The sequence below is a fragment of the Alteromonas sp. LMIT006 genome (assembly GCF_024300645.1).
GTDB classification, from domain to species: domain Bacteria; phylum Pseudomonadota; class Gammaproteobacteria; order Enterobacterales; family Alteromonadaceae; genus Opacimonas; species Opacimonas immobilis.
In genome coordinates, this window is the sequence record NZ_CP101291.1 from 2216019 (window position 1) to 2241665 (window position 25647).

The 25647-nt window shown below is 42.7% G+C and carries 22 protein-coding genes and 1 tRNA gene; 7 read left to right on the plus strand and 16 right to left on the minus strand.

Annotation, left to right across the window (positions count from 1 at the left end; all coding sequences use genetic code 11):
• Positions 1-64: 64 nt before the first annotated feature.
• Positions 65-1606, minus strand: a complete 1542-nt coding sequence (locus tag NLG07_RS10330; RefSeq protein WP_254855370.1) for a ComEC/Rec2 family competence protein — start codon at positions 1604-1606, stop codon at positions 65-67.
• Here NLG07_RS10330 and NLG07_RS10335 point away from each other — a divergent pair.
• Positions 1605-2138: a DUF2062 domain-containing protein gene (locus tag NLG07_RS10335; RefSeq protein WP_254855371.1), complete on the plus strand. Its 534-nt coding sequence runs from the start codon at positions 1605-1607 to the stop codon at positions 2136-2138. The genes NLG07_RS10330 and NLG07_RS10335 overlap by 2 nt on opposite strands.
• Here the strand turns inward: NLG07_RS10335 and ligA are convergent.
• The 3 genes from ligA to NLG07_RS10350 are packed head-to-tail and all read right to left on the minus strand — an operon-like array spanning position 2106 to position 8953.
• Complete coding sequence (gene ligA, locus NLG07_RS10340; RefSeq protein ID WP_254855372.1) at positions 2106-4139, minus strand: NAD-dependent DNA ligase LigA; 2034 nt, start codon at positions 4137-4139, stop codon at positions 2106-2108. The genes NLG07_RS10335 and ligA overlap by 33 nt on opposite strands.
• 3 nt (positions 4140-4142) lie before the next feature.
• Positions 4143-5519 (minus strand): cell division protein ZipA, encoded by a 1377-nt coding sequence (zipA, locus tag NLG07_RS10345; RefSeq protein ID WP_254855373.1) that lies wholly within the window; start codon positions 5517-5519, stop codon positions 4143-4145.
• An 11-nt stretch (positions 5520-5530) separates the two neighbouring features.
• Positions 5531-8953, minus strand: coding sequence for a chromosome segregation SMC family protein (locus NLG07_RS10350; protein ID WP_254855374.1), 3423 nt, complete (start codon positions 8951-8953; stop codon positions 5531-5533).
• A gap of 140 nt (positions 8954-9093) precedes the next feature.
• Between NLG07_RS10350 and cysZ the strand changes: the two genes are divergently transcribed.
• The gene (cysZ, locus tag NLG07_RS10355) at positions 9094-9840 is read left to right on the plus strand and encodes a sulfate transporter CysZ (RefSeq protein ID WP_254855375.1); all 747 of its coding nucleotides are present in this window, start codon (positions 9094-9096) and stop codon (positions 9838-9840) included.
• Position 9841: 1 nt separating this feature from the next.
• On the opposite strand, the gene NLG07_RS10360 is transcribed toward cysZ, so the two are convergent.
• From NLG07_RS10360 to pnp, 3 genes are all read right to left on the minus strand, one after another.
• Entirely contained in the window at positions 9842-10408 is a 567-nt protein-coding gene (locus NLG07_RS10360; protein WP_254855376.1) for a hypothetical protein, read from the minus strand.
• 124 nt (positions 10409-10532) lie between these two features.
• Positions 10533-11423 (minus strand): lipoprotein NlpI, encoded by an 891-nt coding sequence (gene nlpI, locus NLG07_RS10365; protein ID WP_254855377.1) that lies wholly within the window; start codon positions 11421-11423, stop codon positions 10533-10535.
• Between the two features lie 129 nt (positions 11424-11552).
• Positions 11553-13679: a polyribonucleotide nucleotidyltransferase gene (gene pnp, locus NLG07_RS10370; RefSeq protein WP_254855378.1), complete on the minus strand. Its 2127-nt coding sequence runs from the start codon at positions 13677-13679 to the stop codon at positions 11553-11555.
• 254 nt (positions 13680-13933) lie between these two features.
• Between pnp and NLG07_RS10375 the strand changes: the two genes are divergently transcribed.
• From NLG07_RS10375 to NLG07_RS10385, 3 genes are all read left to right on the plus strand, one after another.
• Positions 13934-14317, plus strand: a complete 384-nt coding sequence (locus tag NLG07_RS10375) for a hypothetical protein (protein ID WP_254855379.1) — start codon at positions 13934-13936, stop codon at positions 14315-14317.
• Between the two features lie 111 nt (positions 14318-14428).
• Complete coding sequence (locus tag NLG07_RS10380) at positions 14429-14731, plus strand: hypothetical protein (protein ID WP_254855380.1); 303 nt, start codon at positions 14429-14431, stop codon at positions 14729-14731.
• 136 nt (positions 14732-14867) lie between these two features.
• Positions 14868-15455 carry a hypothetical protein gene (locus NLG07_RS10385; RefSeq protein ID WP_254855381.1) on the plus strand — a complete coding sequence of 196 codons (588 nt, stop codon included), beginning with the start codon at positions 14868-14870 and terminating at the stop codon, positions 15453-15455.
• A gap of 35 nt (positions 15456-15490) precedes the next feature.
• On the opposite strand, the gene NLG07_RS10390 is transcribed toward NLG07_RS10385, so the two are convergent.
• From NLG07_RS10390 to rlmE, 7 genes are all read right to left on the minus strand, one after another.
• Positions 15491-15576 (minus strand) — tRNA-Leu (locus NLG07_RS10390).
• 16 nt (positions 15577-15592) lie between these two features.
• Entirely contained in the window at positions 15593-16009 is a 417-nt protein-coding gene (gene secG / locus NLG07_RS10395; protein ID WP_254855382.1) for a preprotein translocase subunit SecG, read from the minus strand.
• Between the two features lie 8 nt (positions 16010-16017).
• Positions 16018-16758 carry a triose-phosphate isomerase gene (gene tpiA / locus NLG07_RS10400; RefSeq protein WP_254855383.1) on the minus strand — a complete coding sequence of 247 codons (741 nt, stop codon included), beginning with the start codon at positions 16756-16758 and terminating at the stop codon, positions 16018-16020.
• Between the two features lie 83 nt (positions 16759-16841).
• Positions 16842-18188, minus strand: a complete 1347-nt coding sequence (gene glmM, locus NLG07_RS10405; protein WP_254855384.1) for a phosphoglucosamine mutase — start codon at positions 18186-18188, stop codon at positions 16842-16844.
• A 26-nt stretch (positions 18189-18214) separates the two neighbouring features.
• Complete coding sequence (gene folP / locus NLG07_RS10410) at positions 18215-19039, minus strand: dihydropteroate synthase (protein ID WP_254855385.1); 825 nt, start codon at positions 19037-19039, stop codon at positions 18215-18217.
• Between the two features lie 62 nt (positions 19040-19101).
• Entirely contained in the window at positions 19102-21033 is a 1932-nt protein-coding gene (gene ftsH / locus NLG07_RS10415) for an ATP-dependent zinc metalloprotease FtsH (RefSeq protein WP_303049203.1), read from the minus strand.
• 58 nt (positions 21034-21091) lie between these two features.
• Positions 21092-21721 (minus strand): 23S rRNA (uridine(2552)-2'-O)-methyltransferase RlmE, encoded by a 630-nt coding sequence (gene rlmE, locus NLG07_RS10420; RefSeq protein ID WP_254855386.1) that lies wholly within the window; start codon positions 21719-21721, stop codon positions 21092-21094.
• An 82-nt stretch (positions 21722-21803) separates the two neighbouring features.
• Between rlmE and yhbY the strand changes: the two genes are divergently transcribed.
• Both yhbY and NLG07_RS10430 read left to right on the plus strand, forming a co-directional pair.
• A complete protein-coding gene (gene yhbY / locus NLG07_RS10425) occupies positions 21804-22100 on the plus strand; it encodes a ribosome assembly RNA-binding protein YhbY (protein WP_254855387.1) in 297 nt (98 codons plus the stop codon).
• Positions 22101-22117: 17 nt separating this feature from the next.
• Entirely contained in the window at positions 22118-22882 is a 765-nt protein-coding gene (locus tag NLG07_RS10430; protein WP_254855388.1) for an SDR family NAD(P)-dependent oxidoreductase, read from the plus strand.
• Positions 22883-22892: 10 nt separating this feature from the next.
• Here the strand turns inward: NLG07_RS10430 and NLG07_RS10435 are convergent, their stop codons facing one another.
• Entirely contained in the window at positions 22893-23084 is a 192-nt protein-coding gene (locus NLG07_RS10435; protein ID WP_254855389.1) for a hypothetical protein, read from the minus strand.
• The gene (locus NLG07_RS10440; protein WP_254855390.1) at positions 23084-25519 is read right to left on the minus strand and encodes a Lon protease family protein; all 2436 of its coding nucleotides are present in this window, start codon (positions 25517-25519) and stop codon (positions 23084-23086) included. Before NLG07_RS10440 ends, NLG07_RS10435 begins: the two co-directional genes overlap by 1 nt.
• Positions 25520-25647: the final 128 nt, after the last annotated feature.

The following is a 25647-nucleotide window of genomic DNA, read 5'->3' on the forward strand; positions in this document are numbered from 1 at the left end:
ACTTAGAATAATCTTTTTATTTTTAATCTTTTATAATTACATTGTACCGCTCATTGCTTGGTTTCTAAAGCGTTAATCCCAAAATCAAAAGCCCCAGCCCCACAACCACTACCCCACATCGTCCCCACCAGATAATAGGCAGGCTTGCGCCAGAAATAATGACTAACCAACAACCTAGTACACCCAATAGTGATATAGAACCGTAAACAGGCTCTGTAAGATGATTCACTAACACGCTTAATAGCCATTCTAGTGAAAAATCTAATATTAACACTCCCCCTTGCACAATGGGCTCGAACATTCCATTACTCAACTTGTTGACATACATGATCACCAATAAAACACCCCCCACTGGTACAAAGAACAGAGTAATAATAGGAATAAATAGGAGATTCCATAACCAAGACAACGGGTGAATATAGCCCAAAATATGATATTGTACTGGTGTAAACAACACCGTAAACACCATTTGAAAAGCAACAAAGCCCTTAATTTTTTGCCACCGAGTGTCCATATTAAGTGGTAACCAATGCGCGCAAAAACCTATACACAAAAGCGCACCAAAAGTCAGATAAATACTGGCTAGCACCACGCAAAATGGATCGGTCAGCACCAAATAAAAAAATACCCCCAACAATAAATCACTGAATCTCACACGAACGTATAACCAGCGTAATAACAACCCGATACACATTGCCACAAAGGCTCTTTGGGCAGGTCCTTGAGCACCCACTACATCCACATAAAAGTATCCGGCTAAAATAAGTGCCAGACAAATTAATAATCGACTTTGTCGATGCGACAGCCTCGTGTAAGTCATCACATCTATGCGCTTAAAAAACCAGTAAAATCCGCCTGCCACAACGGCAAAATGGAGTCCTGAAATTACAAACAAATGAATAATACCTGCGTTTTTTAATGCACTAGAAAATTCACTCTCAACTGGCTTTATGCCAAGCAATAAAGCTGGTAACCAACTATCTTTTGACACACCAAGCCGTCGTGCCTCACTCAATAATTGCCCTCGAATCGATGGCGCATGATCTTGTAATAAAGAGTTATGCACCCAGCCAGTCGCACTGATATTTTGTCCAAACAGGCTTTTCTGATAAGGCTTTGTGGCATGCCAATGCTCAGGCACTGGCGCAATGGTCACAGAGAGTAACCAATGTTGCCCATGTTGGTATTCTTTGAACGGGTCGCGGTCTATCAACTGAAACTTTTGTTCTGACAACGCTTTTGGCGCCATCACGGAAACCTGCACTATCGTTCGTTGAGACGTAATTTTGATGTCTTCTATGAGCCCAAGGATCTGCCATTGCGGTGTTTGCTTAAGAAATGCTGAGTGGTTTTGCCAAGCTGTGCTGTTATATGTAAAAAATATAAGACCAAAGATTAAGCCAAGATAGAAAACTCTTAGTTGTTGAAGGTAGCATAATCCCAATAAGGCACATATAATGAAAACCTCAAAAAGCGCTGGCAATGATGGCCAAAGCGGGAATGATAGTGCCACGCAAATTGTTCCAAACCCAAACTCTCTGAGTTGGTTGGCGTTTGGAATACCATGCCAAGTATGCACTGCATTAAGATTGAATTGAGGTCGCATGCCTAAGAAGTTTATTCGTAAATACTTACCGGATCACAACAGTATCAAAGAGCAAAAATCTCTGAAACTGTTCGGAAGTTTGTTACATGACCCAAATCTTTGGCACCTCAATCGTCACAGTGCCTGCGGCGCATTTGGGATCGGCTTATTTTACGCCTTTTGGCCAGTGCCCTTTCAGATGTGGTTGTCTGCTTTGACCGCAATTCCGATGCGCGTGAACCTTCCTTTATCGATCGCAACCGTTTGGATTACTAATCCATTTACTATGCCGCCAATCTTTTATGGTGCTTACAAGGTCGGCGCATTTGCGGCAGGGATACCTGAGCGTGACTTTAATTTTGAGTTGTCATGGCAGTGGTTGATGGACAGTGTCAATACAATAGGCCCTGTGTTTTTGCTGGGCTGTTTGATTTGTTCAGTGGTGGCTGGATTACTGGGTTATTTTGGGCTACAACTCGTCTGGCGATTGCAAGTGGTTAGAGCATGGGAAAAACGCAAACTACGCTTTTCCATGCTCGGAAAAAAACGCTAGCATCGCGTCTTCATCCCATACTGTCACGCCAAGTTCATTGGCCTTTGTGAGCTTAGAGCCGGCTTTTTCACCCGCCACTAAGAAATGTGTTTTCGCTGATACGCTACCTGCGACCTTCGCACCTAAACTTTGCAAAATCACTTTCGCATCGGCTCTGCCCATGCTTGATAAGGTTCCCGTTATCACACAAGTTTGACCGGTCAACGGTAAAGCGTCAGTATCGATAACGTCGACAGCTGGCCAGTGAACCCCGGCTTGGACCAAACGTTCAACCACATTTAAATTAGCTTCATTGGCAAAAAAAGCCTGAACATGTTGTGCCACGACAACTCCTACATCATCGACTTCTTGCAAAGCTTCAGTAGAAGCGGATTGTAAACTTTCTAAATTTCTAAAATGCAATGCCAAATTGTGCGCAGTTGCCTCACCCACTTCTCGAATACCCAAAGCATAGATAAACTTAGCAAAAGTGGTTGCTTTGGCTTTTTCAATTGCATTGATTAATTTGACTGCTGATTTACTGGCAAAGCGCTCAAGTGAAACTAGCTGTGGGATGGTCAAACCAAACAAATCCGCAGTATTACTAATCAGCTTAGCATCCACCAGTTGTTCGACGACTTTATCGCCTAACCCATCAATATTAAACGCTTTGCGAGAGGCAAAATGAATTATAGCTTGTTTCTGTTGAGCCCCGCACACTAGACCACCAGTACAACGCGCAACGGCCTCGTCAACCACTCTTTCTACCGGACTCTCGCAATCTGGACATGTGGTTGGAAACACAATGTGTGCAGCCGTGTCCGGACGCTCTGCATGAATCACGCTTACTATCTGTGGAATGACGTCACCAGCTCTGCGAACAACCACGGTATCTCCGATCATTAGTCCAAGGCGGTCGATTTCATCCTGATTATGCAAGGTCGCATTACTGACAGTAACTCCACCCACGAAAACAGGTTCAAGTCTTGCTACGGGGGTAATCGAACCAGTGCGGCCCACTTGAAAATCAACGGACAATAATCTGGTTAATTCTTCTTGTGCTGGAAATTTTGCAGCAATCGCCCAGCGAGGGGCTTTCGCGACAAAACCTAAGCGTTCTTGTAGCGTTAAGTCATCGACTTTGAAAACCACACCATCAATGTCATACGGTAAGTCATTGCGTTGTTGGCCTATCTTAGTAAAATAATTTTGGCAAGCTTCTACAGAATCCGCTGTGCTTAATTCAGGACACAAAGGTAAACCCCATCGCCCAAGTTGATACAGCCGCTCAGAATGAAAAGCGGGGAATGTGCCTCGCTGGTTTTGCACAAGACCGGTTGAATAGGCATAGAATGCGAGTGGGCGTTTAGCGGTAATTTTGGGATCGAGCTGACGCAAACTACCCGCTGCGGCATTTCTAGGATTAGCAAACGTCTTAAGCCCTTTTTCTTTTTGTCTTTCATTGAGTGCAATAAACCCCTGTTTGGGCATGAAAACTTCACCCCGAACTTCAAGCCATTTTGGCCAGTCATCGCCTAATAAACGCAAAGGAATATTTTTGATCGTTTTGACATTTGCCGTGATATTTTCCCCGACACGGCCATCGCCACGGGTTGCTGCTCGCACCAAGATTCCATTTTCATACACAATGGATACAGCAAGACCATCCAACTTCGGTTCACACGCATATCGGATAACTTCTGCAGTACCTAATCGCTCGTTTACTCGTGTAGCAAAAGCAGCTAGTTCCTCTGCATTGAATACATTATCAAGCGATAACATAGGTTGTTCATGAGTCACTTGACTAAAAGCAGCTAACGCCTTTCCCCCGACTCGTTGAGTGGGGCTATCCGGTGCAATCAGATCGGGGTGCGCTGCCTCAAGTTGTTGTAATTCACGCATTAACCTATCGTATTGAGCATCTGGCACGGACGGTGCGTCTAATTCATAGTATTCTTGATTGTATTGATTAAGAAGTGAGGTCAACTCATCAATTCGAGCAAGGGTCAATAAATCTGCCACGTGTTATCCTAATAAGCGACGTTTTTCAAAATCACGAATACGCTCAACATACTGAGGCAAACCAGAAACCGTTAATTCTTGACGAGATTCGTCCAATACCTGCGCGCCAAACTCATCTGCTATTTTGCGCGCCGCATTGTGCATCATATTAAACACCTGATGAGCATCACTCTCAGTTGGCAAAGTCATGAACAATGTTAATCCTTTCGTTTCAAATGTTTCCATGTGATGAATATCAAAAACGCCAGGTTTAAACATATTCGCGAGACTGAACAACACCGGGCCTTTGCCGTTATTATTAACATGTCTATGAAATATATCCGAGTCCCCAAACTTCAGACCGAGTGTCAACAGCATTGGTAACAATTTTGCTCCGGTAATACTATTTTCGTCTTTTGCTCGCACACTAATGCAAAGTACTTCTGGTGGAATATTGGGGTCATACTTTGGGGCTTGCGTGGCCGTACCTTGCTCTGCTCGAGCTTGCTCTTTGGCTTCGTTTAGTACCGGATCAACTGAGTCAAAATCAATACTAAATTGGTTCTCATCCACTTTGCGTTGTTTTTTCTCTGCTTTACTACGTGAACCAAACAGCATATTAGCCAATGATGATTTCGGTTTTTTCGTTTGCGTTGCAGGCTCGCTAGGAGTCGCTATCGGTGTATTTTCTAAAGGTGGTTGGGAAGGTATTTCAATTGTATTGTCTTGATGACTCTGTGGTGGAATAAGCTCTTCGGTATCAGACTGAACTATAGGGTCACTTGCAGTTTCACTGACGTTTGTCGCCTCAATTTTGCTGGCTTGGGCATTATCTGTTGGCTGAACTTGAACAAATTCAGCAGGTGGTGGAGTAACCGATATTTCTGGGTCTTCAGGTAAGGGAGCGGGTTTGGCTTTATTTTGATAGTGTTCAACCGGCTTTGGATTAGATACGGCCGGTGCGTATTTTGGCCCCTCATCAGTAATTGGCGTTTCTGGTGATGCTTTGGGTACTTCTTCAAGGTTTGCAATATCTGGAATATTGTCCAAATTAATGTTGTCTTTTTGCCCTGGTTCAAGCTGGTTCACTTCAGAATACTCAGATCCAGTCGGGGTATCAACTTCATTTTGAGACTCAGAATCAATTTCCTTATCCGCCACAGAAGTGGAGAGGACACGAGTCTTCCCGACACCAAATTCGTCAAACCCTTGAGCATCTAATTGAGGTTCTACCCTGGTCGGTTTCGAAAAATCCATCGAGGATGGTGACATATCCTCATCGCTGTCGCCCCATTGCTCTTTGGGTGTGTTGTTTTTGCGCATGACATATAACCCATGCAACAACAGACCTAAGATGGCAATCCCACCAAGTACGATCAACACCAAACGTAAGTTATCCATTAAAACCTCTATTATGCTTCAACAATCGCAACCGCTTCTGCCAAGTCAACTGAGACCATCCGAGATACTCCCGGTTCAGCCATTGTGACACCGGTCAAATGCGTTGCCATTTCCATTGCAATTTTGTTATGCGAAATATAAATAAACTGTACTGTCTTAGACATTTCACTGACTAATTTACAAAAACGCCCCACATTCGCATCATCAAGGGGCGCATCAACCTCATCGAGCAAACAAAATGGTGCTGGATTGAGACGAAAAATTGCAAATACTAATGATAATGCGGTTAAGGCTTTTTCTCCACCAGATAATAGGTGAATAGTGCTATTTTTCTTGCCTGGAGGTCGGGCCATAATCGTCACCCCCGTATCCAACATATCATCTCCAGTTAACTCAAGATACGCAGCACCGCCTCCGAATACCTTAGGGAAGAGCATTTTTAGATCGTTATTAACCTGTTCAAAGGTACTTTTGAAACGGGTCTTAGTTTCGTGATCAATTTTACGCATCGCGGTTTCTAACGTCTCTAATGCAGATGATAAATCGGTGAATTGTTCATCAAGATGTGCTTTGCGCTCGGCTTGAACTTCATATTCGTCGACGGCAGCTAGATTCACCGCACCAAGACGTTGGATTTTTTGACCTATTTGTCCAAGTTCATCTTCCATCGCCGTCACATCAGCATCACGATCGAGTGAAGGGATGAGATCTTTCAAATTCGCATTGTGTTGGGCAAGTTGTTCGACAAAACCAGCCGCACGCACATTATGTCCTTCCAGTTCGAGTTTCGCTGATTGTACTTTATCATTGAGAAGTTGTAGTTGAGCACGATAGCCAGTTGCGCCCTGCTCTAGAACTTTGATCTCTTCATCAAAGATAGCCATCTGCTGTTGCACAACTAGGATCTGCTCTTCGATCTCAGCTTGTTGTGCTAATTGGGTTTGCAGTTCGCCTGATTCATACTCTGACGGTTCATTTAATAACAACAATGACTCATTGAGTTCTTCAAGTTGAAGCTGCTTTTCAGAAATCTGTTCTTTGTGACTCGCCAGTGTTTGTTGTAAATATTGCGCACTAGATTGAGCTTGTTGCACATTAAGCTCAGCTTGATGGACCACAGCCTGTTGTTGTTCTACTGTAGATTGCAACTCATCGACATGCTCTTGCAGTTGCGACTGTTGTTCACCAAAACGCTCGTGAACGTCAGCAAAGTCCTCTAATTGTAGCTCCAATTCTGCAATTTCCTCGTTGAGTAAAGCTAAACTCATTTGTTCTTGTTCAACACTTTCCTGAACTTCTTGCAACGATTCTTGATGACGAAGATACGTTTGCTTGGCATGTTCTGTTTTGAGTTGTAACTGTTGCAATGTTTGGGCTGTTTGCTGAGCCTGTTGTTGCGCAATGCGCTCAAAGTTTTGTGCGCTATCAAACTCAAGTTTTAACGATTTTTCGCGCTCTAATTCAACACTGATTTGAGTCTCTAACGCTTCTTTTTGCGCAGCTAAGGACTGAATTTGTTGTGCCAAATACTGGATTTTCTGCTCCCTAGCAAGCGCACCGGCTTCGCTATTATCGGCAGAGAACATCAGTAAATTGTTAATACCAAATCCACTAACAGCCTCTTGCGCTTCGGTATAAAATAGAATGTCTGGCACCTTATCAGCTTGCACGAATTGAGCTAAACCAAGTAGTTTGTTAGAGACAAACTCTTCAACAAAACAAAATGCATACCCTAGCGGGAGAACATCATGAGCCTGCAACAGCTCAATAAACTCTGCTCTTGGGATAGTCACGACCATTAGCGCAGGTAAGGTGCTGAGCCAACCATCAATCATGGCAATTGCATTTGATGCAACCTTAAAATACTCACTAAACAACTGACAGTGATTCAAAATCGCATCTGGTAAAGCTGCAGTTTGTTGCGTGCGAAACTCGCACAAGGTGTCGTGTTCGACTTGTGCGGAGCGTAACTCCCGCTCAATGATATTAAACTGTTCTTGGGAGTGTTTTAATTGTTGTTGGGATGTATTGAGATGTTGTAGAGAGGATTGCTGTTTTTGTTGCGCTTCAGCGTGCTCGAGTAAAGCCTCTTCACACAACTGTTCCTGCTCAGCAAGCTGAGCTGTCAAGGTATCCATTTGCAGTAATAAAGCTTGAGTGTGTTGTTCCAATTCAGCCTGTCGTGCTTGGTTCTTGAGCTGAACCGATAGCAAGGCTTGAATTTGGCTATGTTTGGCAGCGACTTGATTTTTGCAATCTTGATACTGATTGGCGGTGTTTTGGCTACTGCGCAAAAATTCAGATAGCTCTGATTTTGCTTCATACAACGCACGCTGATATTCGTGTAACTGCTCTTTGAGGATCAATGACTCAGGTAGAAGCTCATCCAACACAGCTTGTGCTTCTTGCGCTTGTGCCGTTAATCCAGAAAAGCCTTGTTGCTGAGCATCCAATTGATATTGTACTTGTTGAATATTTTGCTCTGTTTGACGAATTCGCTCACTTTGATATTTTTTGTCTTGCTCAAGACGCGTTATCTGAGTAACAAGCTTGAACTTTTGTTCTTGCAGTTCCGACAACTGCGCTTGTGCTTCCTGTTGTTGCACTTGTTTTTGCACAAGTTGAGTATGGTCACCCTGCTCTTTTGACTTATAGGCTTCAAGCTCATTGGTTAAGGCATTTATCTGCTGTTGAGTATGTTCGATTTTATCTGCTTGTTGTACCCATTTAAGTGCGAGCAAATCGTGTTGCAACGTTCTTTGTTGTTGTTTTAAATCGGTATAGCGTCTAGCCGCCGCGGCTTGTCGTTGTAACTTGTCAATTTGAGCGCCTAGTTCAGTTCGCACATCGCTCAGTCGCTCCAGGTTTTCTTGAGTGTGCTTAATACGGTTGAGCGTTTCTTTGCGGCGTTCTTTATATTTGGATACCCCTGCTGCTTCTTCAATAAATACTCTGAGTTCTTGTGGCTTAGATTCAATTAAACGAGAAATCATACCTTGTTCGATGATGGCATAACTTCGAGGTCCCAAACCGGTACCTAAGAAGATGTCGGTAACATCGCGACGGCGACATTTGGTGTTGTTTAGGTAATAAAAAGATTGCGCGTCTCGAGTCACCACCCGTTTTACGGACAATTCGTTGTATTTGGCGTATTCACCGCCAATTCGATTAGAAGTATTATCGAACACTAACTCAACGGAGCATTGACCGACAGGTTTTCGTGCAGATGAGCCATTGAAAATAACGTCGGTCATGGCATCACCGCGCAAGTTCTTGGCTGAGCTTTCACCCAAAACCCAACGCACAGCATCAATTACATTCGACTTGCCACAACCATTAGGACCAACGATCGCTGTCATCTCCCCAGGAAAAGGAATATTTGTAGGATCTACAAAAGATTTGAAACCAGCGAGTTTGATTCGTTTTAACCGCATAGTTGAGATTGTGGATTTATCATTCTTATAATGCTCATAATTTATCAAGAACTTGGCATTTATACAATGTTACAATTCGCCATACATCTGAGATAAAACCTGAGTATAATAGTGTTCACACTAAATAAAGTTTTATCAATATGTCTTATCAACATTCGCAATCTGGGTTTGATTATTTTTTATTAGGCGCTCAACTAATTAAAACCAAAGGGCTTAAACGCTTCGTTTTCATCCCTCTTGCGATTAATCTTGTGTTGTTTATTTCTGCTTTTATCTATCTATTTGGCGAAATGGGAAGCGCCATTCAAGCGGTTATTGATCTCATCCCCGATTGGTTTGGATTTATCAAAGAAAGTCTTGTATATGTATTATGGCCTTTGGCTGTGATCACCGTTCTTTTGGTATTTGCACTCATTTTTGGAACACTTGCCAATTGGATTGCAGCCCCCTTTAATGGCTTATTGTCGGAAAAAGTCGAAGCTCATCTCACAGGACAGCCTATGGGTGATGCTGGCTTGATTGATGCGTTTAAAGACATTCCTCGCACCCTAGCACGTGAAGCAAGGAAACTCATTTACTATATACCTCGTGCTGTGATTTTCCTGGTGCTGTTTTTTGTGCCAGTTATTGGCCAAGTTTTATGGTTTTTATTTAATGCTTGGATGATGGCTTTGCAGTACATTGATTACCCCTTTGATAATCACAAAATCGGTTTTACCCCAATGAAAAAAGCTTTGCGTACCAACAAAACGCTGACGTTTCAGTTTGGTATCATGGTGAGTGTTTTTTCTCTCATCCCTATTGTAAACTTTATTGTCATGCCAATAGCAGTATGTGGCGCAACGGCATTATGGGTCAATGAATACAAGGCAAAGTACGCCTCTTGATCTATTTTTGAGCTGCTCTGGCAAACTCTTGCAAGCGGTATTGCCAAAGGTGTTGATAAATTCGCGGGATATAACTCAGGTCAGAATACTGTAAAAAATGCCATTTAGCGTGTTTTATTTTGTACCAGCGCTTTCCTGTATGCTCTGTACATTGCTCATCGATTATTTTTGCATTAATTTGCTCAAGTAATTCCCATAAATAGTCTTCACTGCTCATTAAGGACGATGGTCTTTTATTGGCATAGCCCTGCCAATGACATTGCTGAGCCAACAACCTATCAGAAAGTGCGTATTCATCGGCAAAATATACCAAATGTGCTAATTCGTGGATCAACACATGGTAAGGATGAGACGTGCTGATATGTAGTTTATCTCCGCGAACAAACGCCTTCGCTTTGTTAATAAATATGACCTGAGCATCAGATTGAAATGGATCACTGCGCTCATCTACAACATGGCTTATGCCCGTAGGCAACTCAAAACATATTGGTAAAAACCCCAAGTTTTTGTCAAATACATATTGCTCATACCAGCGTAATGCAGTTAAAAACTGTTCCGCATATTCCACTCTAAAGCTTATGCGTTGATGGCAATCTTGAATGTACGGATTGACGTGTAATGGCAGGACAGAATGGCCTGTAGCACGTATTGAAAAGGATGCCGAATACAAGACAATAAGTAGAAAAAGAAATTTATAATGACGCTTGTTCACGTAACTTGTTCAACTCGACCCGGGCAAAGCGATATTCCACAAATTCATAGATATTGGTACTTAACGAGAGTTTAAAAAAGTTATTTGCTATGGATAAATTGCCTTGATACACGTGATATTTACCAAGATAAAAATACAATTCACACAAACGCTCATTCAATTGTTGCTGATTTTCAATCCCAGCTATGACGGAATCAAGTAACTCTTTTTGCGACAGTTCCTCCAGAAAAAAACCAACGATCCGACGTGACCAATTGTCTGTAGTTAACCGTTCATAAGCCGAAGCCAATTCGACATTTGCTCGCTTTGAATCCATCTTAAGCGTTGTAAAATATCGCCATAACAATCGTAATGGGTCGTTATTATCCAGCTGAAGATAGGTGTCAAAATCTTGGTAACTCAGTTCATAGCGCTGATGATAATACGAGGTCAAGCCACGATTAAAATAAGCAAATGCATAATCTGGATCCATTTCTAATGTCGCATCCAGAGCATCGTAAGCCTCTGCGTAATTACCTAAAATGGTATAATGTATACCCAAAGAGTTATACACATCAGGCATTCTAGGTTGTAAGCGGAGCGCTTGAAGATAATCATTATGCGCTAGAACCTCTAGGCCCAAACTGTCATGCACTAACCCTCTTTGAAATAAAAGTTGTGCGCGCTCGTCGTCACTAAGTTCGCTATTTAATACGATTTGATTGAATTGTGCTAATGCGCGTTGCGCGCGATAACTGGCAGCAGCGGGTTCTGCTAAGACAAGGTTGCCCAAAGTTGTCTGAGGCGATTCAATTGCTTTAGGCGCAACATTTTGACAGCCACTAAGTACCAACGAAGAAGCCACAACTAACAAAATAGTGAATTTGAGCACAGTTATCCTTTGTCATTAACAATATGAGAATCATCGCAAAATCAGCGATGATTAGCAAAAAAACCTAACAAAAAAAAACCATCACAGAGATAGTTCCCTGCAATGGTTCTTTAAATATTTTGCTAGAGCTTATTCAGCGTCAGGTGCATCATCCTGTGGCGCTTCTTGAACTGGCTTCTCAATGAGTTCCTTCATGCTCAAACGCACGCGGTTCTGACGGTCAATTTCCATTACCTTAACTTGAACTTCTTGACCTTCACTCAAATAATCAGTGACCTTAGCAACACGCTCGTGTGCAATTTGTGAAATGTGAACCAAGCCATCTTTACCAGGTAATACTTCAACAAACGCTCCAAAATCTGCGATGCGAGCAACTTTACCGGTGTAGACCTTGCCGACTTCGATTTCTGCAGTTACTGCCTCGATACGTGCAATGGCAATATCTGCTTTGGCTTTTTCAGTGGCAAAAATCTTAATGGTACCGTCATCTTCGATTTCGATATTAGTATCAGACTCTTCCGTAATCGAACGAATCGTTGCACCGCCTTTACCGATGACATCGCGAATTTTATCAGATTCCACTTTCATCGTGTAAATACGAGGCGCAAATTCTGATAACTCTTCACGATGCCCCTGGATTGCTTGGTCCATTACACCAAGAATATGTAAACGAGCTTCTTTTGCTTGTTTTAATGCGATCTGCATGATCTCTTGAGTAATGCCTTCGATCTTAATGTCCATCTGTAGCGCGGTAACACCTTCTGCAGTACCGGCTACCTTAAAGTCCATATCACCAAGGTGATCTTCATCACCTAAGATATCCGACAATACGACGAAGTTATCATCTGATTTGACCAAGCCCATTGCAATACCCGCAACAGATGCTTTAATTGGTACACCCGCGTCCATTAACGCTAGAGAAGTACCACAAACAGATGCCATCGAAGATGAACCGTTTGACTCAGTGATTTCCGATACAACTCGAACCACGTAAGGGAATTCTTCCATTGAAGGCATCACTGCTTGAATACCGCGTTTTGCCAAACGACCATGGCCAATTTCACGACGCTTAGGAGAACCAATCATACCCGTCTCACCAACGCAGTAAGGAGGGAAATTGTAATGCAGCATAAAGCGCGAGTTGGTGACTCCACCTAGCTCATCAATCATCTGGGCGTCACGCTCAGTACCAAGCGTCGCAGCGACAATAGCTTGCGTTTCACCACGAGTAAACAATGCAGAACCATGCGTACGTGGTAACAAACCTGTTGCTACATCAAGTGCACGGATCATAGCCGGGTCACGACCATCAATACGCGGCTCACCAGCAAGGATGCGTGAACGTACCACATCAGATTCTAGGTCATGTAAAAGATTAGAAACTTCTTTTGCGTCCTGTGACTCATCTTCGGCAAGAATTGCTTCTAGGGCTTTTGCCGTTACTGCTTCAACTGCAGCTTTGCGTTCTAGCTTATCTGAGATTTGATATGCTGCTGTCATACCTTCTTTAGCAAGCTCTGCAACTTTATTTTTAAGTTCTGTGTTCTCGGCTTCTGGCTGCCAATCCCACTTCGGCGTATTTACTTTGGCTGCGAATTCATTAACGGCATTAATGACCGTTTGAGATTGTTCATGGCCAAATACAACCGCACCAAGCATTGTTTCTTCAGACAATACATCCGCTTCTGATTCAACCATTAATACTGCAGATTGCGTACCAGCAACAACTAAATCAAGTTGGCTAGCTTCCATTTCTGAAGTGCGAGTATTTAAAATGTATTCACCGTTTTGATAACCAACACGTGCGGCACCAATTGGGCCGTTAAATGGAATACCTGAAATAGCTAACGCCGCAGAGGTACCAATCATTGAAACTATGTCAGTTGGAATTTCTGGGTTAGCAGAAACAACGGTAATAACGACTTGAACTTCATTTTTAAAACCTTCCGGAAAAAGTGGACGAATTGGGCGGTCAATTAAACGCGCAATCAACGTTTCACCTTCTGAAGGGCGGCCTTCGCGTTTGAAAAAACCACCAGGGATCTTACCTGCTGCGTACGCTTTTTCCTGATAATTCACCGTTAATGGGAAGAAATCTTGGTCCGCTTTAGCTTCTTTTTTGCCAACAACGGTAACTAAAACAGAGGTATCATCCATGCTTGCCATGACCGCGGCAGTTGCTTGACGTGCAATCACGCCAGTTTCTAATGTCACAGTATGCTGTCCATACTGGAAAGAGGTAGTAATAGGAGTCACTATGTATCCTTTTATATATCTAAATGTCTATCTAAATTTGATTTTTTTGCTTTTTAACGCGCGCGTATTATATGAAACATTCTGACAATAAGCCATGTTTAGGCATATAAAATACGAAAATTACTCGATTAGGTAGAATATCTAATACATAACACTTAAGAATTAATCCCAAAGTGTTATTTCGGAATCACAATTATTAACCTATATTTAACATCAGCATTAAAGTATTCCCCCTAATGCAAGTAAGACCTAACATGATTTTATATCGTATAGAAGACTTTAAAAGTGCCCCGTCCTGGATTGAATATATCAGTTTATATGCGATCAGTAGTACATTCATTATCATTGCAACTTATGCAATTATGGATAAGATCTCGGCGATATTAGGGTTTATTGCTTTTTTACTGTTTCTCATAGCCTCATACACATTTGCAACCATAAAACGCGTTCGTCAAGAGCGAGCTATTCAGTTTTACTGTGCATGTTTGAAAGAACTCGATGTCAATGAGTTGAAAAACCTGGCGCAACGCTACCGGAGCACCGATCTAGAACTCACGATAATTAAGCAACGATTACATGTCCTGCATACCCACCCTACTCCGTCAGAGCCACCTGTGATGCCCATTGTCAATGTCTAATTTTTTTACACTACCACGCACAAGAAACAAAAATAAGCCTACAATTCAATAATTTAACAAGTGGTTTAAAAATTGCTTCATCATTTTGTCTATAGATGTAACGAGGCAATTATGAACCGAATTAAAGACGCTACCAAACGTGTCAAGCTATACCATCAAACGTATCAAGAAGAAATGCATCTGCCACAGCTCGATACAACTTCAAGCAGTAAACTTAACGCTCTACTCGATAAAATATATCGTTTTGAGCATCGCTGTACGATGAAAAAAATTAAATATTCAGAGCCAGTCTGTATAAAATTTCGTGGTGCAATTGCTGACTTGATGTTGTTACTCGATGATTTTGACTTACAACAAGCGATAGCAAATCGCGATAATGAGGACCAACACAAGGAAATTGATAGTGTTGCTTAACGGCAACACCTTTGGTGTCGACATTTTTTACAAACTCTTAAACATCCATATATATATCATTGTAATTTCAATAACATATACCTCTGGCACTGCTTTTGCAAATTCTGCAGTACTATCGAATTAAACCGGATTAAACATGTCACTTGCAATTATTACCTTGCTAGTTTTACTCACATTGTATGCCATTTATTTTTATGACAAACGGTGTAACAACAGTAAAAAACATCTCAGATTAAAACAATATTTAAAGCAAGATAGTGCCAATAATGGTACTAATGAAACATTCCAATCATTTTTTGATAAAGAACCCATGCTTAAAGAGATCAAAGAAAATGGCGCTTTAATTTTTGAAGAGCACAAATTGAGAGGCATTTTGGATGGGAAATATTACTGGGAACTAAGTACCAATAAATACCAAAAAAAGGGGTACATTGGACTGATCATAAAAGGGTCAAAAGAGATTGCTGGAGTAGCCAAAATCGCTGCATACCATGGTCCCCTTAGCAAAGAAGAACTAATAGATAACAAAGACAAGCATGGCGTTTTGCTTGAACAGATCAACCAATCTGACTGCAAACACAATATTGCAATTGAGTTAGCTGAAATTATCCGATTTGAGCGACCCATCCCTTATGAACACAAGCTTGGAGCCGTAATGTGGGTAAAGATTGGCGAGCAAGATGATGTTATGCAGGCATTGGCAAAAACATTATCAAATTACTAAAAACAAAAAAACGAGCAATCGCTCGTTTTTTGAATTGGTGCGGAAAGCGGGACTTGAACCCGCACGAGCATAGCTCACCACCCCCTCAAGATGGCGTGTCTACCAATTCCACCACTTCCGCAAAAATTGATATTTAATTAATTACCAGGCTTATCACCCGAATCTTTTATATCATCCTGGGTAGATGATGCAGGTACATCAGACGCAGGAACAGACTGTTGCACAGGTAAATCAGAAACAGGCACATCAGAATTAGCCGGCATTACTGGTGCAGTAGAAACGGGAACTTCGATATTTTCAAATTCATCAACTGCTTTTTCTGAGCCTGCTGTTAGATTACCAAGTAACAAGCAAATCACAAAGAAAAATGTTGCTAAGATGGCTGTTGTTCTAGTTAAAAAATTACCTGAACCTGACGAACCAAATACGGTGTTAGAACCGCCACCACCGAAAGATGCCCCCATATCAGCACCCTTGCCTTGTTGGATAAGGACTAAACCGATTAAGCCCAGTGCGACAATCAAGTAAGCAACAATCAATACTTCTTGTAACATGTAAACCTCTATTTATTTGCAGCTTTGCAAATGTTTATAAATTCTTCTAATTGAAGGCTTGCTCCACCGACAAGACCACCGTCTATATCCGGTTGAGCAAACAACTCTGGCGCAGTTGATGCATTCACACTGCCCCCGTATAAAATTTTTAATGACTCGGCAACTGCCTCATCATGTTTTGCAAACCAAGCTCGAATAAACGCGTGTACCTCTTGCGCTTGAGCGGGCGTTGCAGTTTCACCAGTACCGATTGCCCATATTGGCTCGTATGCAATAATTGCGTTACCAAATCCTGCAATACCAACTGTATCAAGTACCGCTTGCAACTGCGCTTCTAAAAAGGCAAATAGATTACCGGCTTGTCGGGTTTCTAACGATTCTCCAACACATAATATCGGAGTTAAACCAGCCTCTTGAGCTCTGACAAATTTTGCTGCAACAAGGTTATTGTCTTCAGCAAACATCTCTCTGCGTTCAGAATGACCGACAATCACATACTGCGCACCAACACTTGCAAGCTGCTCACTAGATATTTCACCCGTAAAAGCTCCAGACGCACTAGATGCCAGATTCTGACCACCTAATCCGAGGTCAGATCGGAACAAGGGTAAAAATACAGCTGGAGGACAGATCACGATATCAACTTCAGATAGATTCACATTACCTAAACCTTGGTCAAAAGTTGTTACCAGGCTAGGATTACCATTGAGTTTCCAATTCCCAGCAACTAACTTGCGTCGTTGAATCATCGTTTGTCTTCCATGCAAGTGTACTTAGGCGCGAGATGATACCCAAGCCTACTGATTTATACAAGAACAAAATACAGAAATGCCTATGCTTTGCTCACTTCTTCAACTACTGCGGCGATTTGCTGAGCATTTTGTTGCGCAACATTATCATCTTCAGCTTCAACCATCACTCGAATAAGTGGTTCTGTACCGCTCTTGCGCAATAATACCCGCCCTGTGTCGCCCATCGCCTGTTCCGCCGTAGCAACAGCATCTTGAACAGTTGAGTTAGAGATAAAGTCTTGCGAATCATCGCTGTAGCGAACATTTATGAGTGTTTGTGGGAACTTTTTCATACCACTGGCCAAAGCATGTAAGCTCATATCATTACGCAGCATCGCAGTGATAACTTGTAATCCTGCCACAATGCCATCACCGGTTGACGTAGCTGCTAAATTGAGGATATGACCTGAACCTTCACCACCAATTAGCCAGCCATTTTCTTGCAATAATTCCATGACATAACGATCGCCCACTTTACTGCGTTTAAATGGGATACCTAATTGCTCAAGTGCAAGCTCTAAACCTAAATTGGACATTTGTGTACCGACAACCCCACCACTTAGGCGACCAGACTTTAATGCATCTCGAGCGATAATGAATAATATTTGGTCACCATCAATAACATTGCCCTTGTGATCAACAAGCATAATACGGTCGCCGTCACCATCCAAAGCAAAGCCCAAATCAGCTCCGTGTTCAACAACCGCCTCAGCACACGCTTTCATAGAGGTAGCACCCACCTTGTGGTTTATATTGGTTCCGTTTGGTGATGTGCCTATAGTGATGACCTCAGCGCCTAATTCACTCAGTACGTTAGGAGCGATGTGGTACGTTGCACCATGTGCACAATCCACAACGATCTTCATCCCTGTGAGCGATAATTCAGAAGGGAATGTCCCTTTACAAAACTCAATATAACGACCCGCGGCATCGTCAATCCGAACCGCTTTACCAAACTTATCAGCAGCCACACATTCCATTGGTTGATCGAGCATTGCTTCAATTGCTAACTCAACATCATCATCTAGTTTAAAACCATTGGCCGAGAAAAACTTGATCCCATTGTCATAATATGGGTTATGGGATGCACTGATAACTATGCCTGCTTCAGAACGAAATGTCTTGGTCAAATAGGCAATCGCTGGCGTGGGCATCGGTCCTAATAAACCTACATTTAACCCTGCTGCAGACAAACCCGCTTCTAGTGCGGATTCCAGCATATATCCAGAAAGGCGTGTGTCTTTGCCAATTAACACCTTGTTAGTACCCTTGCCGGCAAGTACCTTTCCGGCTGCCCAGCCTAATTTTGTAATGAACTCTGGGTTGATGGCTGACTCACCGACACGACCTCGAATGCCGTCCGTGCCAAAATATTTGCGTTGACTCATTAACGTTTACTTCCCTTTGAGAATAATTATTCGACTGAATTAGTCTGATTGAAAATAGTGACCAAATCGACTGTCTCGGCCACATCATGCACACGAAGAATGCTAGCTCCTTTAACGCACGCTAACATAGCACATGCCAAGCTTCCTGCCAAACGCTCAGGCGTGTCACGGTCCAATAATTTACCAATCATAGATTTGCGTGACATGCCGGCTAGAACAGGCACATTGAGATATTGGAACTTATTGAGATGTTTCAGTAATTGATAATTGTGTTCAAGAGTCTTACCAAAACCAAATCCAGGATCGACTATAATCCTATCTGTTGCAATGCCCGCTGCCACACATGCATTAATACGCTGTAATAAAAAGTCATATACGTCACCAACTACTGAGGTATACGTTGGGTTATCTTGCATCGTTCTGGGCTCGCCTTGCATGTGCATTAAACATACTGGAACCTGAAGTGAGGCAGCCGTTACAAGAGCATCGGGTTGTTGTAGCGCACACACATCGTTAATCATATCTGCACCAGCATTTACTGCAGCATACATGACTTCAGCCTTATTTGTATCAATCGAAATAACGCCATCAAACTCTTTACGTAATTCTTGGATAACGGGTACGACTCTGTTTATCTCATCTTCTGCTGTAACAGGCTTTGCTCCAGGACGAGTCGATTCACCGCCAACATCGATCATTTTTGCGCCATCAGCAATCATTTGACGAGCTTGTTTTAGTGCAGTTTCTACTGAATCAAACTGCCCTCCGTCAGAGAATGAGTCAGGAGTGATGTTTAAGATACCCATTACTAATGGAGTATGAAAATTGTGAGAAACTTGAGAAAAGTTCATTGCGATATCCCTATTAAGCACAAAACGCCGGCTTAGCCGGCGTTTTAATACAGTATTACACGTTAGTGAGGTAAGTCACCTGGTTTACCTACTGGCTCGTCATCACCTTTGTCATTCAGAGTGGTCGTGCCACTATCATTGTTATCAGGTTTGTTGTCACGACGTTCCCAATCCGCTGGTGGACGCACCTCAACACGTGCCATCAAATCATCAATTTGCAATGCATCAATGGTTTCATACTTCATTAACGCATCTTTCATCGTATGCAAAATATCCTCATTATCTTTAAGAATTTGTTCCGCGCGTGCGTAGTTCCGATCCAAAATCTTTTTGATTTCAGCATCAATTGCTTTGGCGGTATCATCTGACATGGAAGAGGATTTCGATGCAGAACGGCCAAGGAATACTTCACCTTCTTCTTCTGCGAACAACTGCGGACCCATTACTTCGGAAAGTCCCCATTGCGTCACCATCTTGCGAGCAATGTCGGTGGCACGCTCAATATCATTAGACGCACCAGTTGTGACTTTTTCGTCACCATAAATAATAGCTTCTGCAAGACGACCACCATACAAAGACGAAATCATGCTTTCTAAGTGTTGCTTTGAGTGTGATACACGATCTTTTTCAGGTAAGTACATCGTCACACCTAGCGCACGCCCACGAGGAATAATAGATACTTTATAAACTGGATCATGTTCAGGCACGATGCGACCAACGATGGCGTGACCTGCTTCGTGATAAGCAGTCATTTCTTTTTCTGATTCAGACATCACCATCGTCTTGCGCTCAGCGCCCATCATAATTTTGTCTTTAGCCTTCTCAAACTGCTCCATATGCACTAGGCGACTGTTTGAACGAGCTGCAAATAATGCGGCTTCGTTCACTAGGTTTGCTAAATCCGCACCAGAAAAACCTGGCGTACCGCGAGCAATCACTGCGGGTTCCACATCATCCCCAATTGGGACTTTGCGCATATGCACCTTAAGAATGTGCTCACGACCGCGGATATCAGGTAAGCCCACAACGACTTGACGGTCAAAACGACCAGGACGCAATAACGCAGGATCTAGGACATCCGGACGGTTCGTCGCTGCAATCACAATAATGCCTTCGTGCCCTTCGAAACCATCCATTTCGACAAGCATTTGGTTAAGAGTTTGTTCACGTTCATCGTGACCACCGCCAAGACCAGCGCCACGCTGGCGTCCCACTGCGTCGATCTCGTCGATAAAGATGATGCATGGTGCAGACTTTTTAGCCTGTTCAAACATGTCACGAACACGCGATGCACCGACACCGACAAACATCTCGACAAAATCAGAACCGGAAATGGTAAAAAACGGAACTTTTGCCTCACCGGCAATCGCTTTAGCAAGCAGTGTTTTACCTGTACCAGGAGGACCAACCATCAACACGCCTTTAGGGATTTTGCCACCTAACTTCTGAAACTTTGAAGGATCTCTTAAAAAATCCACTAGTTCTGAAACTTCTTCTTTGGCTTCATCACACCCAGCTACGTCAGCAAAGGTCGTTTTAATTTGATCTTCTGAAAGTAAGCGAGCTTTGGACTTACCAAAAGACATTGCCCCACGGCCACCACCGCCTTGCATTTGGCGCATGAAGAAAATCCACACACCAATCAGCAACAACATTGGGAACCATGAAATAAAAATAGAAGTCAATAACGATTGTTCTTGAGGAGGTTCACCTAATATTCTCACGTCTTGTTTCACTAAGTCAGAAACAAGTTGGTCATCAAAATACGGAATATAGGTGACAAATGTCTCACCTGTGCGTTTGGTGCCACGGATTTCGTTCTTGGAAGAATCAATTCTGACCTCTCGGATCATCCCTTGATTGGCTTCTTTCAAAAACGTCGTGTAGTCGGTTTGTGGGCGTGCGTTCTCGCCCGGAGAAAAGTTGTCAAAAACAGCCATCAGCACTACTGCTATGACCAACCATAAAATTAGATTTTTCGCCATGTCACTCAACGTGTTTAACCTCTTGTCAAAACTAGCCGATTGAAAATTCAGCCACAGTATAAGACTACTATACTTTATAGCCTGTTGCCACTAAGTAAACCTCCCGAGAGCGTGCTCTTGATGAATCTGGCTTTCGTGTTTTTATAGTGGTAAATGTTTGTTTTAGTTCTTTAAAATATTCATCAAAGCCTTCACCTTGGAATACTTTAATTGCAAACGCACCATTTTTGCCCAACACCTGACGGCACATATCCAATGCTAACTCGCATAAATACATTGATCGAGCTTGGTCAACACTCGCGTTTCCGCTCATATTTGGCGCCATATCTGACAATATAATATCTACGCTGGTATCACCAATTCTGTTCAATAAAGCTTCCAAAACTTTTTCTTCACGAAAATCACCTTGTAAAAAATCCACCCCAGCAATCGGATCCATTGGTAATATATCGCATGCAATGACTTGACCTTGAGTACCAACTAACTCTGTTGCCAGTTGTGACCAACCGCCTGGTGCCGCCCCCAAATCAACCACCGTCATTCCTGGTTTGATTAATTTGTCTTTCGCTTGGATTTCTTCGAGCTTAAATACTGCACGAGAACGCAGACCTTGTTTTTGCGCTTTTTGCACATAGTGGTCATTAAAATGTTCGGTAAGCCAGCGTTTAGAACTCGCAGAATGCTTTTTTTTAGTCATTGCGTAAAATATTGGTACATCATAATAGATAGAGGTAGAATACACGTTTTCAAGTGCATTGTGCAAAATAACTCGTATTAATATGGCATTATCTAACAAACAAAAGCAGTATCTTAAAGGGCTCGCCCACCCCCTTAAACCCGTCGTTCAGCTTGGTGGCAATGGTTTTACAGAAGGAGTGTTGGCAGAAATCGAAAATGCCTTGGCGCATCACGAATTAATCAAGGTCAAAGTGCCATCCGAGGATCGTGATGAAAAAAAACTCATTATGGACGCCATTATCCGTGAAACTGGAGCTGAAAAACTGCAAGTCATCGGCCATACCCTTATCATGTACAAAGCTAGTGAAGACAATAAGATAGAACTTCCACGTAAATAAACTGTACAGGAAGCACTATGCAGATAAGTAAGCAAACGTTTGTTATTACTGGCGCTGGTTCTGGCTTAGGCTTAGCCACCGCAAAATATCTATCTGCACAAGGTGCACACTTAGCCTTACTCGATATCAATGCTGAACAATGCCGGTGCGCTGAAACCGAACTAGAATCGGACTCGGCTATTTCTTATGTAGTAGATGTGACAAATGAGGTACAAGTCGAAGATACCTTTGCACAGATTAAACAAAGCTTTGGTACTGTACATGGTTTAGTTAATTGTGCAGGCATTGCTCCAGCGCAAAGAGTTCTGAACAAATCTGGGCAAGCGAACCCTCTTTCCGGATTTGCTTCCGTCGTCAACATAAACCTGATAGGTTCCTATAACTGTGCCCGAGTCGCGGCTCAACACATGGCATCCAATGCATCCGAAGAAAATGGCGTCATTATAAACACGGCTTCCGTGGCCGGCTATGAAGGGCAAATTGGTCAGACCGCTTATGCGGCATCTAAAGCTGGAATAATAGGATTATGTATCGCTTTAGCTCGAGACTTGGCGTCATCCAAAATAAGAGTTAACACCATCGCTCCAGGAATTATGGCGACTCCAATGTTATTGGGTATGCCACAAAATGTGCAAGATGCCTTATCGGAAACAGTAGTGAATCCCAAACGGCTGGGAGCACCTGAAGAGTTTGCCAAGTTAGTTGCACACATTATTGATAACGCCTATCTCAATGGCGAAACTATTCGCTTAGATGGTGCGTTGCGTATGGGGCCGAAGTGAACTAACCGTATTAATTGCGCTTCGCTTGCTTCCACGTCCCACCGTATTGATATCCGTCTTGCTCTTTGATAGTTAATTGACAAGCTTTGCATACCAATATCCAATCAGATTGTTCTTGGTATTTGACCCGAAACATCTCTGCAACGATGGCCTGACAACCTATACAATGTTTTTCCGGTTTTTGGCGAGAACGTTTCCCCACTATTCGTCATCTCCACCATTAACAATATTGGCAATACTATACAGTTGGCTTAACGCAAGGCTATTGATGCTGCCTTTGGGATAACGTCCTTTACTATTTTGTTCACCAGCTTCTTTGCCCATTAATAAACTCAATGCCTGGTCCACAGTTTGCACCGCATACACATGAAAATCACCCGCTTCAATCGCTTGACAAACTTCATCACTCAAGATCAAATGACGCTGATTAGCGTACGGTATAATAACGCCATGAGAGCCATTCAAACCTCGATGCTGACACAAAGCAAAAAATCCCTCGATTTTTTCATTAATCCCACCGACAGATTGCACTTGACCGTATTGATTGATCGAACCAGTGATAGCTAATGATTGTCTACATGGCAAGTTAGTGAGAGCAGAAATCAATGCAACCAATTCGCCCAGCGAGGCGCTGTCGCCATCGATATAACCATAAGATTGCTCTAGCGCGATGTTAGCTGATAATGTCAATGGAAAGTGTTGTGCGTATTTATGACCTAGATATCCGGTGAGTAACATGACCCCTTTAGAGTGAATCGACTGACCTAATTCAACTTCGCGTTCAATATCTGTCACCCCATTTGCGCCAGCATATACGGTTGCCGTAATGCGAGCCGGCGTACCGAAGGTGGTGGTGCCGATATCTAAGACCGTTAAACCATTCACTGTCCCAACTGTTTCACCATTGGTTTGAATGATTATTTGCCCTTCTTTTATATCATCAAGTAATGATTGAGGAACTCGTCCAGTACGATAACGCCTAGCGGCTTGCACTTGATTTAGACATTCTCTATCAAGCACACAAGGTAGCTCAGAACGCGCATAAAAACTGGCTTCATTGATCAGTTCTAATATATCCGCAAACTGCGCACTGATCTTATTTTGGTGTTCCGCATCGCGCATGCTTTGCAAAATTAAGCCTCGCAACGCATCCGTATCGACATCTGTAAAATTGTATTTCTTAGCGTGAGCAATAACTTGCTGCACAAAATCCACCATGTTGCTGTCTTCAGCCGGCATGTCGTATTCAAAATCGACCAAGACTCGAAACAAGTGTGAAAACTCCTCATCAATATCTTGTAAGGCATAAAACAAATCGCGAGAGCCAATCAGAATCAACTTAATCTGCAATGGAATCGGCTCCGGCGTAAGTGAAACAGAACTGACCATACCCGCATCTTTCTGGGGTAAATCGATGCGCAACACATTTTGCTTTAATGCGCGTTTGAGAGACTCCCACACATGGGGTTGTTCAATCATTTTATCCGCGTCCAGTAACAAGTATCCTCCGTTCGCTCGATGTAACGCTCCGGAGCTGATCATACGATAATCACTGATTACACTGCCGCTGGCAGTCGAATATTCAATACGACCGAATAGGTTTTGATAGGTTGGGTTGGATTCATACACCAACGGAGGCGATGCATCCTCAGTATGTTGCACAATGATATTCGGCAAGTATTGGCTTTCAAGCACATCTCTAGCTTGGGTGATATCGAACTTATCCTCCTTTTCTTCTAATTCATCCAACCACAATACCGAATCAATGATATGAGATTCCAGAGATAAAATGTAATTGGAGACCTCTGGTAAATGCGTGTAACGTTCAGCCAGTTCAGCAAGCAAAGGTTTGACGGCTTGTTGTGAAGTTTCTTGTTTTAGCTTACGCAACGCTTTTGCTAACTCTCGTTTCCAGACAGGTAGCTCAATTAAAGCTTCTTCAAGCGCATCTTCAAGTATTGCAATATGCTCCAAAAAATAAGCCTGTTGCGGCTCATCTAACGTTGCGAAAGTCTCTTCATTAATTGCCTTGCCTTCAACTATGGGCATAAAGCTAACCAAGCCATCTTCTTCAAACATCGCAATATTATGCTCTTGCGCTTGATTTTCGACCGATTCTAATGCGTCTTCATACTGGCTTTGATGGTGTTTTTGTGTAGCGCTTTTTTTGCGCTGATAGCCAGGGTTATCAAACGCTGCCGGGAACATATCCAGCAGTTGATTAACCAGACTTTGCATATCTTTAGAAAACCTTTCGCTTTGCGCTGCTGGCATTTTGATCGCTTTGGGACTGCGTTCAGCTTTGACATTGTTGACATAGACCCAATCAAAAAGTTCTGCTTTGACAGCGTGTTTTGCGACATAATCTTTGACCAAGGTAGCCCGTCCTGTGGCTTGTTCTCCCATAACATACAAGTTATAACCTTTAACCGGCATGCCTAAACCAAACTCTAACGCGTGTTTGGCTCTTTCTTGACCAATAAACACACGAACTTCATTGCTATTTGCTGGTGCTGCCTGACGCCATTGGGCAATTTGATTATCGCTTAAAATAACACGGCACTGGTTAGGATCGACGCGCAGAGATTGTTCCAAGGCGATAACAGCGGAAGACTTAGCTGCGGATAATTGGGGCATGTTTTAACGCTTTTTAATTTTTTACCTCATCCTACACTAAACCCATTAAAAAATCACTGCTTACCATAGTCAATAAAGCCTCTGTGGTGTATTCTATAGCGCAGATAAAACCTTATATTGATAAGCAC

Bases quoted from the DNA above. Each gene is read 5' to 3' on its own strand.
- NLG07_RS10335 (WP_254855371.1), top strand. From the start codon at position 1,605: ATGCCTAAGAAGTTTATTCGTAAATACTTACCGGATCACAACAGTATC.
- NLG07_RS10330 (WP_254855370.1), bottom strand. From the start codon at position 1,606: ATGCGACCTCAATTCAATCTTAATGCAGTGCATACTTGGCATGGTATT.
- zipA (WP_254855373.1), bottom strand. From the start codon at position 5,519: ATGGATAACTTACGTTTGGTGTTGATCGTACTTGGTGGGATTGCCATC.
- NLG07_RS10350 (WP_254855374.1), bottom strand. From the start codon at position 8,953: ATGCGGTTAAAACGAATCAAACTCGCTGGTTTCAAATCTTTTGTAGAT.
- cysZ (WP_254855375.1), top strand. From the start codon at position 9,094: ATGTCTTATCAACATTCGCAATCTGGGTTTGATTATTTTTTATTAGGC.
- NLG07_RS10375 (WP_254855379.1), top strand. From the start codon at position 13,934: ATGATTTTATATCGTATAGAAGACTTTAAAAGTGCCCCGTCCTGGATT.
- NLG07_RS10380 (WP_254855380.1), top strand. From the start codon at position 14,429: ATGAACCGAATTAAAGACGCTACCAAACGTGTCAAGCTATACCATCAA.
- NLG07_RS10385 (WP_254855381.1), top strand. From the start codon at position 14,868: ATGTCACTTGCAATTATTACCTTGCTAGTTTTACTCACATTGTATGCC.
- secG (WP_254855382.1), bottom strand. From the start codon at position 16,009: ATGTTACAAGAAGTATTGATTGTTGCTTACTTGATTGTCGCACTGGGC.
- tpiA (WP_254855383.1), bottom strand. From the start codon at position 16,758: ATGATTCAACGACGCAAGTTAGTTGCTGGGAATTGGAAACTCAATGGT.
- glmM (WP_254855384.1), bottom strand. From the start codon at position 18,188: ATGAGTCAACGCAAATATTTTGGCACGGACGGCATTCGAGGTCGTGTC.
- folP (WP_254855385.1), bottom strand. From the start codon at position 19,039: ATGAACTTTTCTCAAGTTTCTCACAATTTTCATACTCCATTAGTAATG.
- rlmE (WP_254855386.1), bottom strand. From the start codon at position 21,721: ATGACTAAAAAAAAGCATTCTGCGAGTTCTAAACGCTGGCTTACCGAA.
- yhbY (WP_254855387.1), top strand. From the start codon at position 21,804: ATGGCATTATCTAACAAACAAAAGCAGTATCTTAAAGGGCTCGCCCAC.
- NLG07_RS10430 (WP_254855388.1), top strand. From the start codon at position 22,118: ATGCAGATAAGTAAGCAAACGTTTGTTATTACTGGCGCTGGTTCTGGC.
- NLG07_RS10440 (WP_254855390.1), bottom strand. From the start codon at position 25,519: ATGCCCCAATTATCCGCAGCTAAGTCTTCCGCTGTTATCGCCTTGGAA.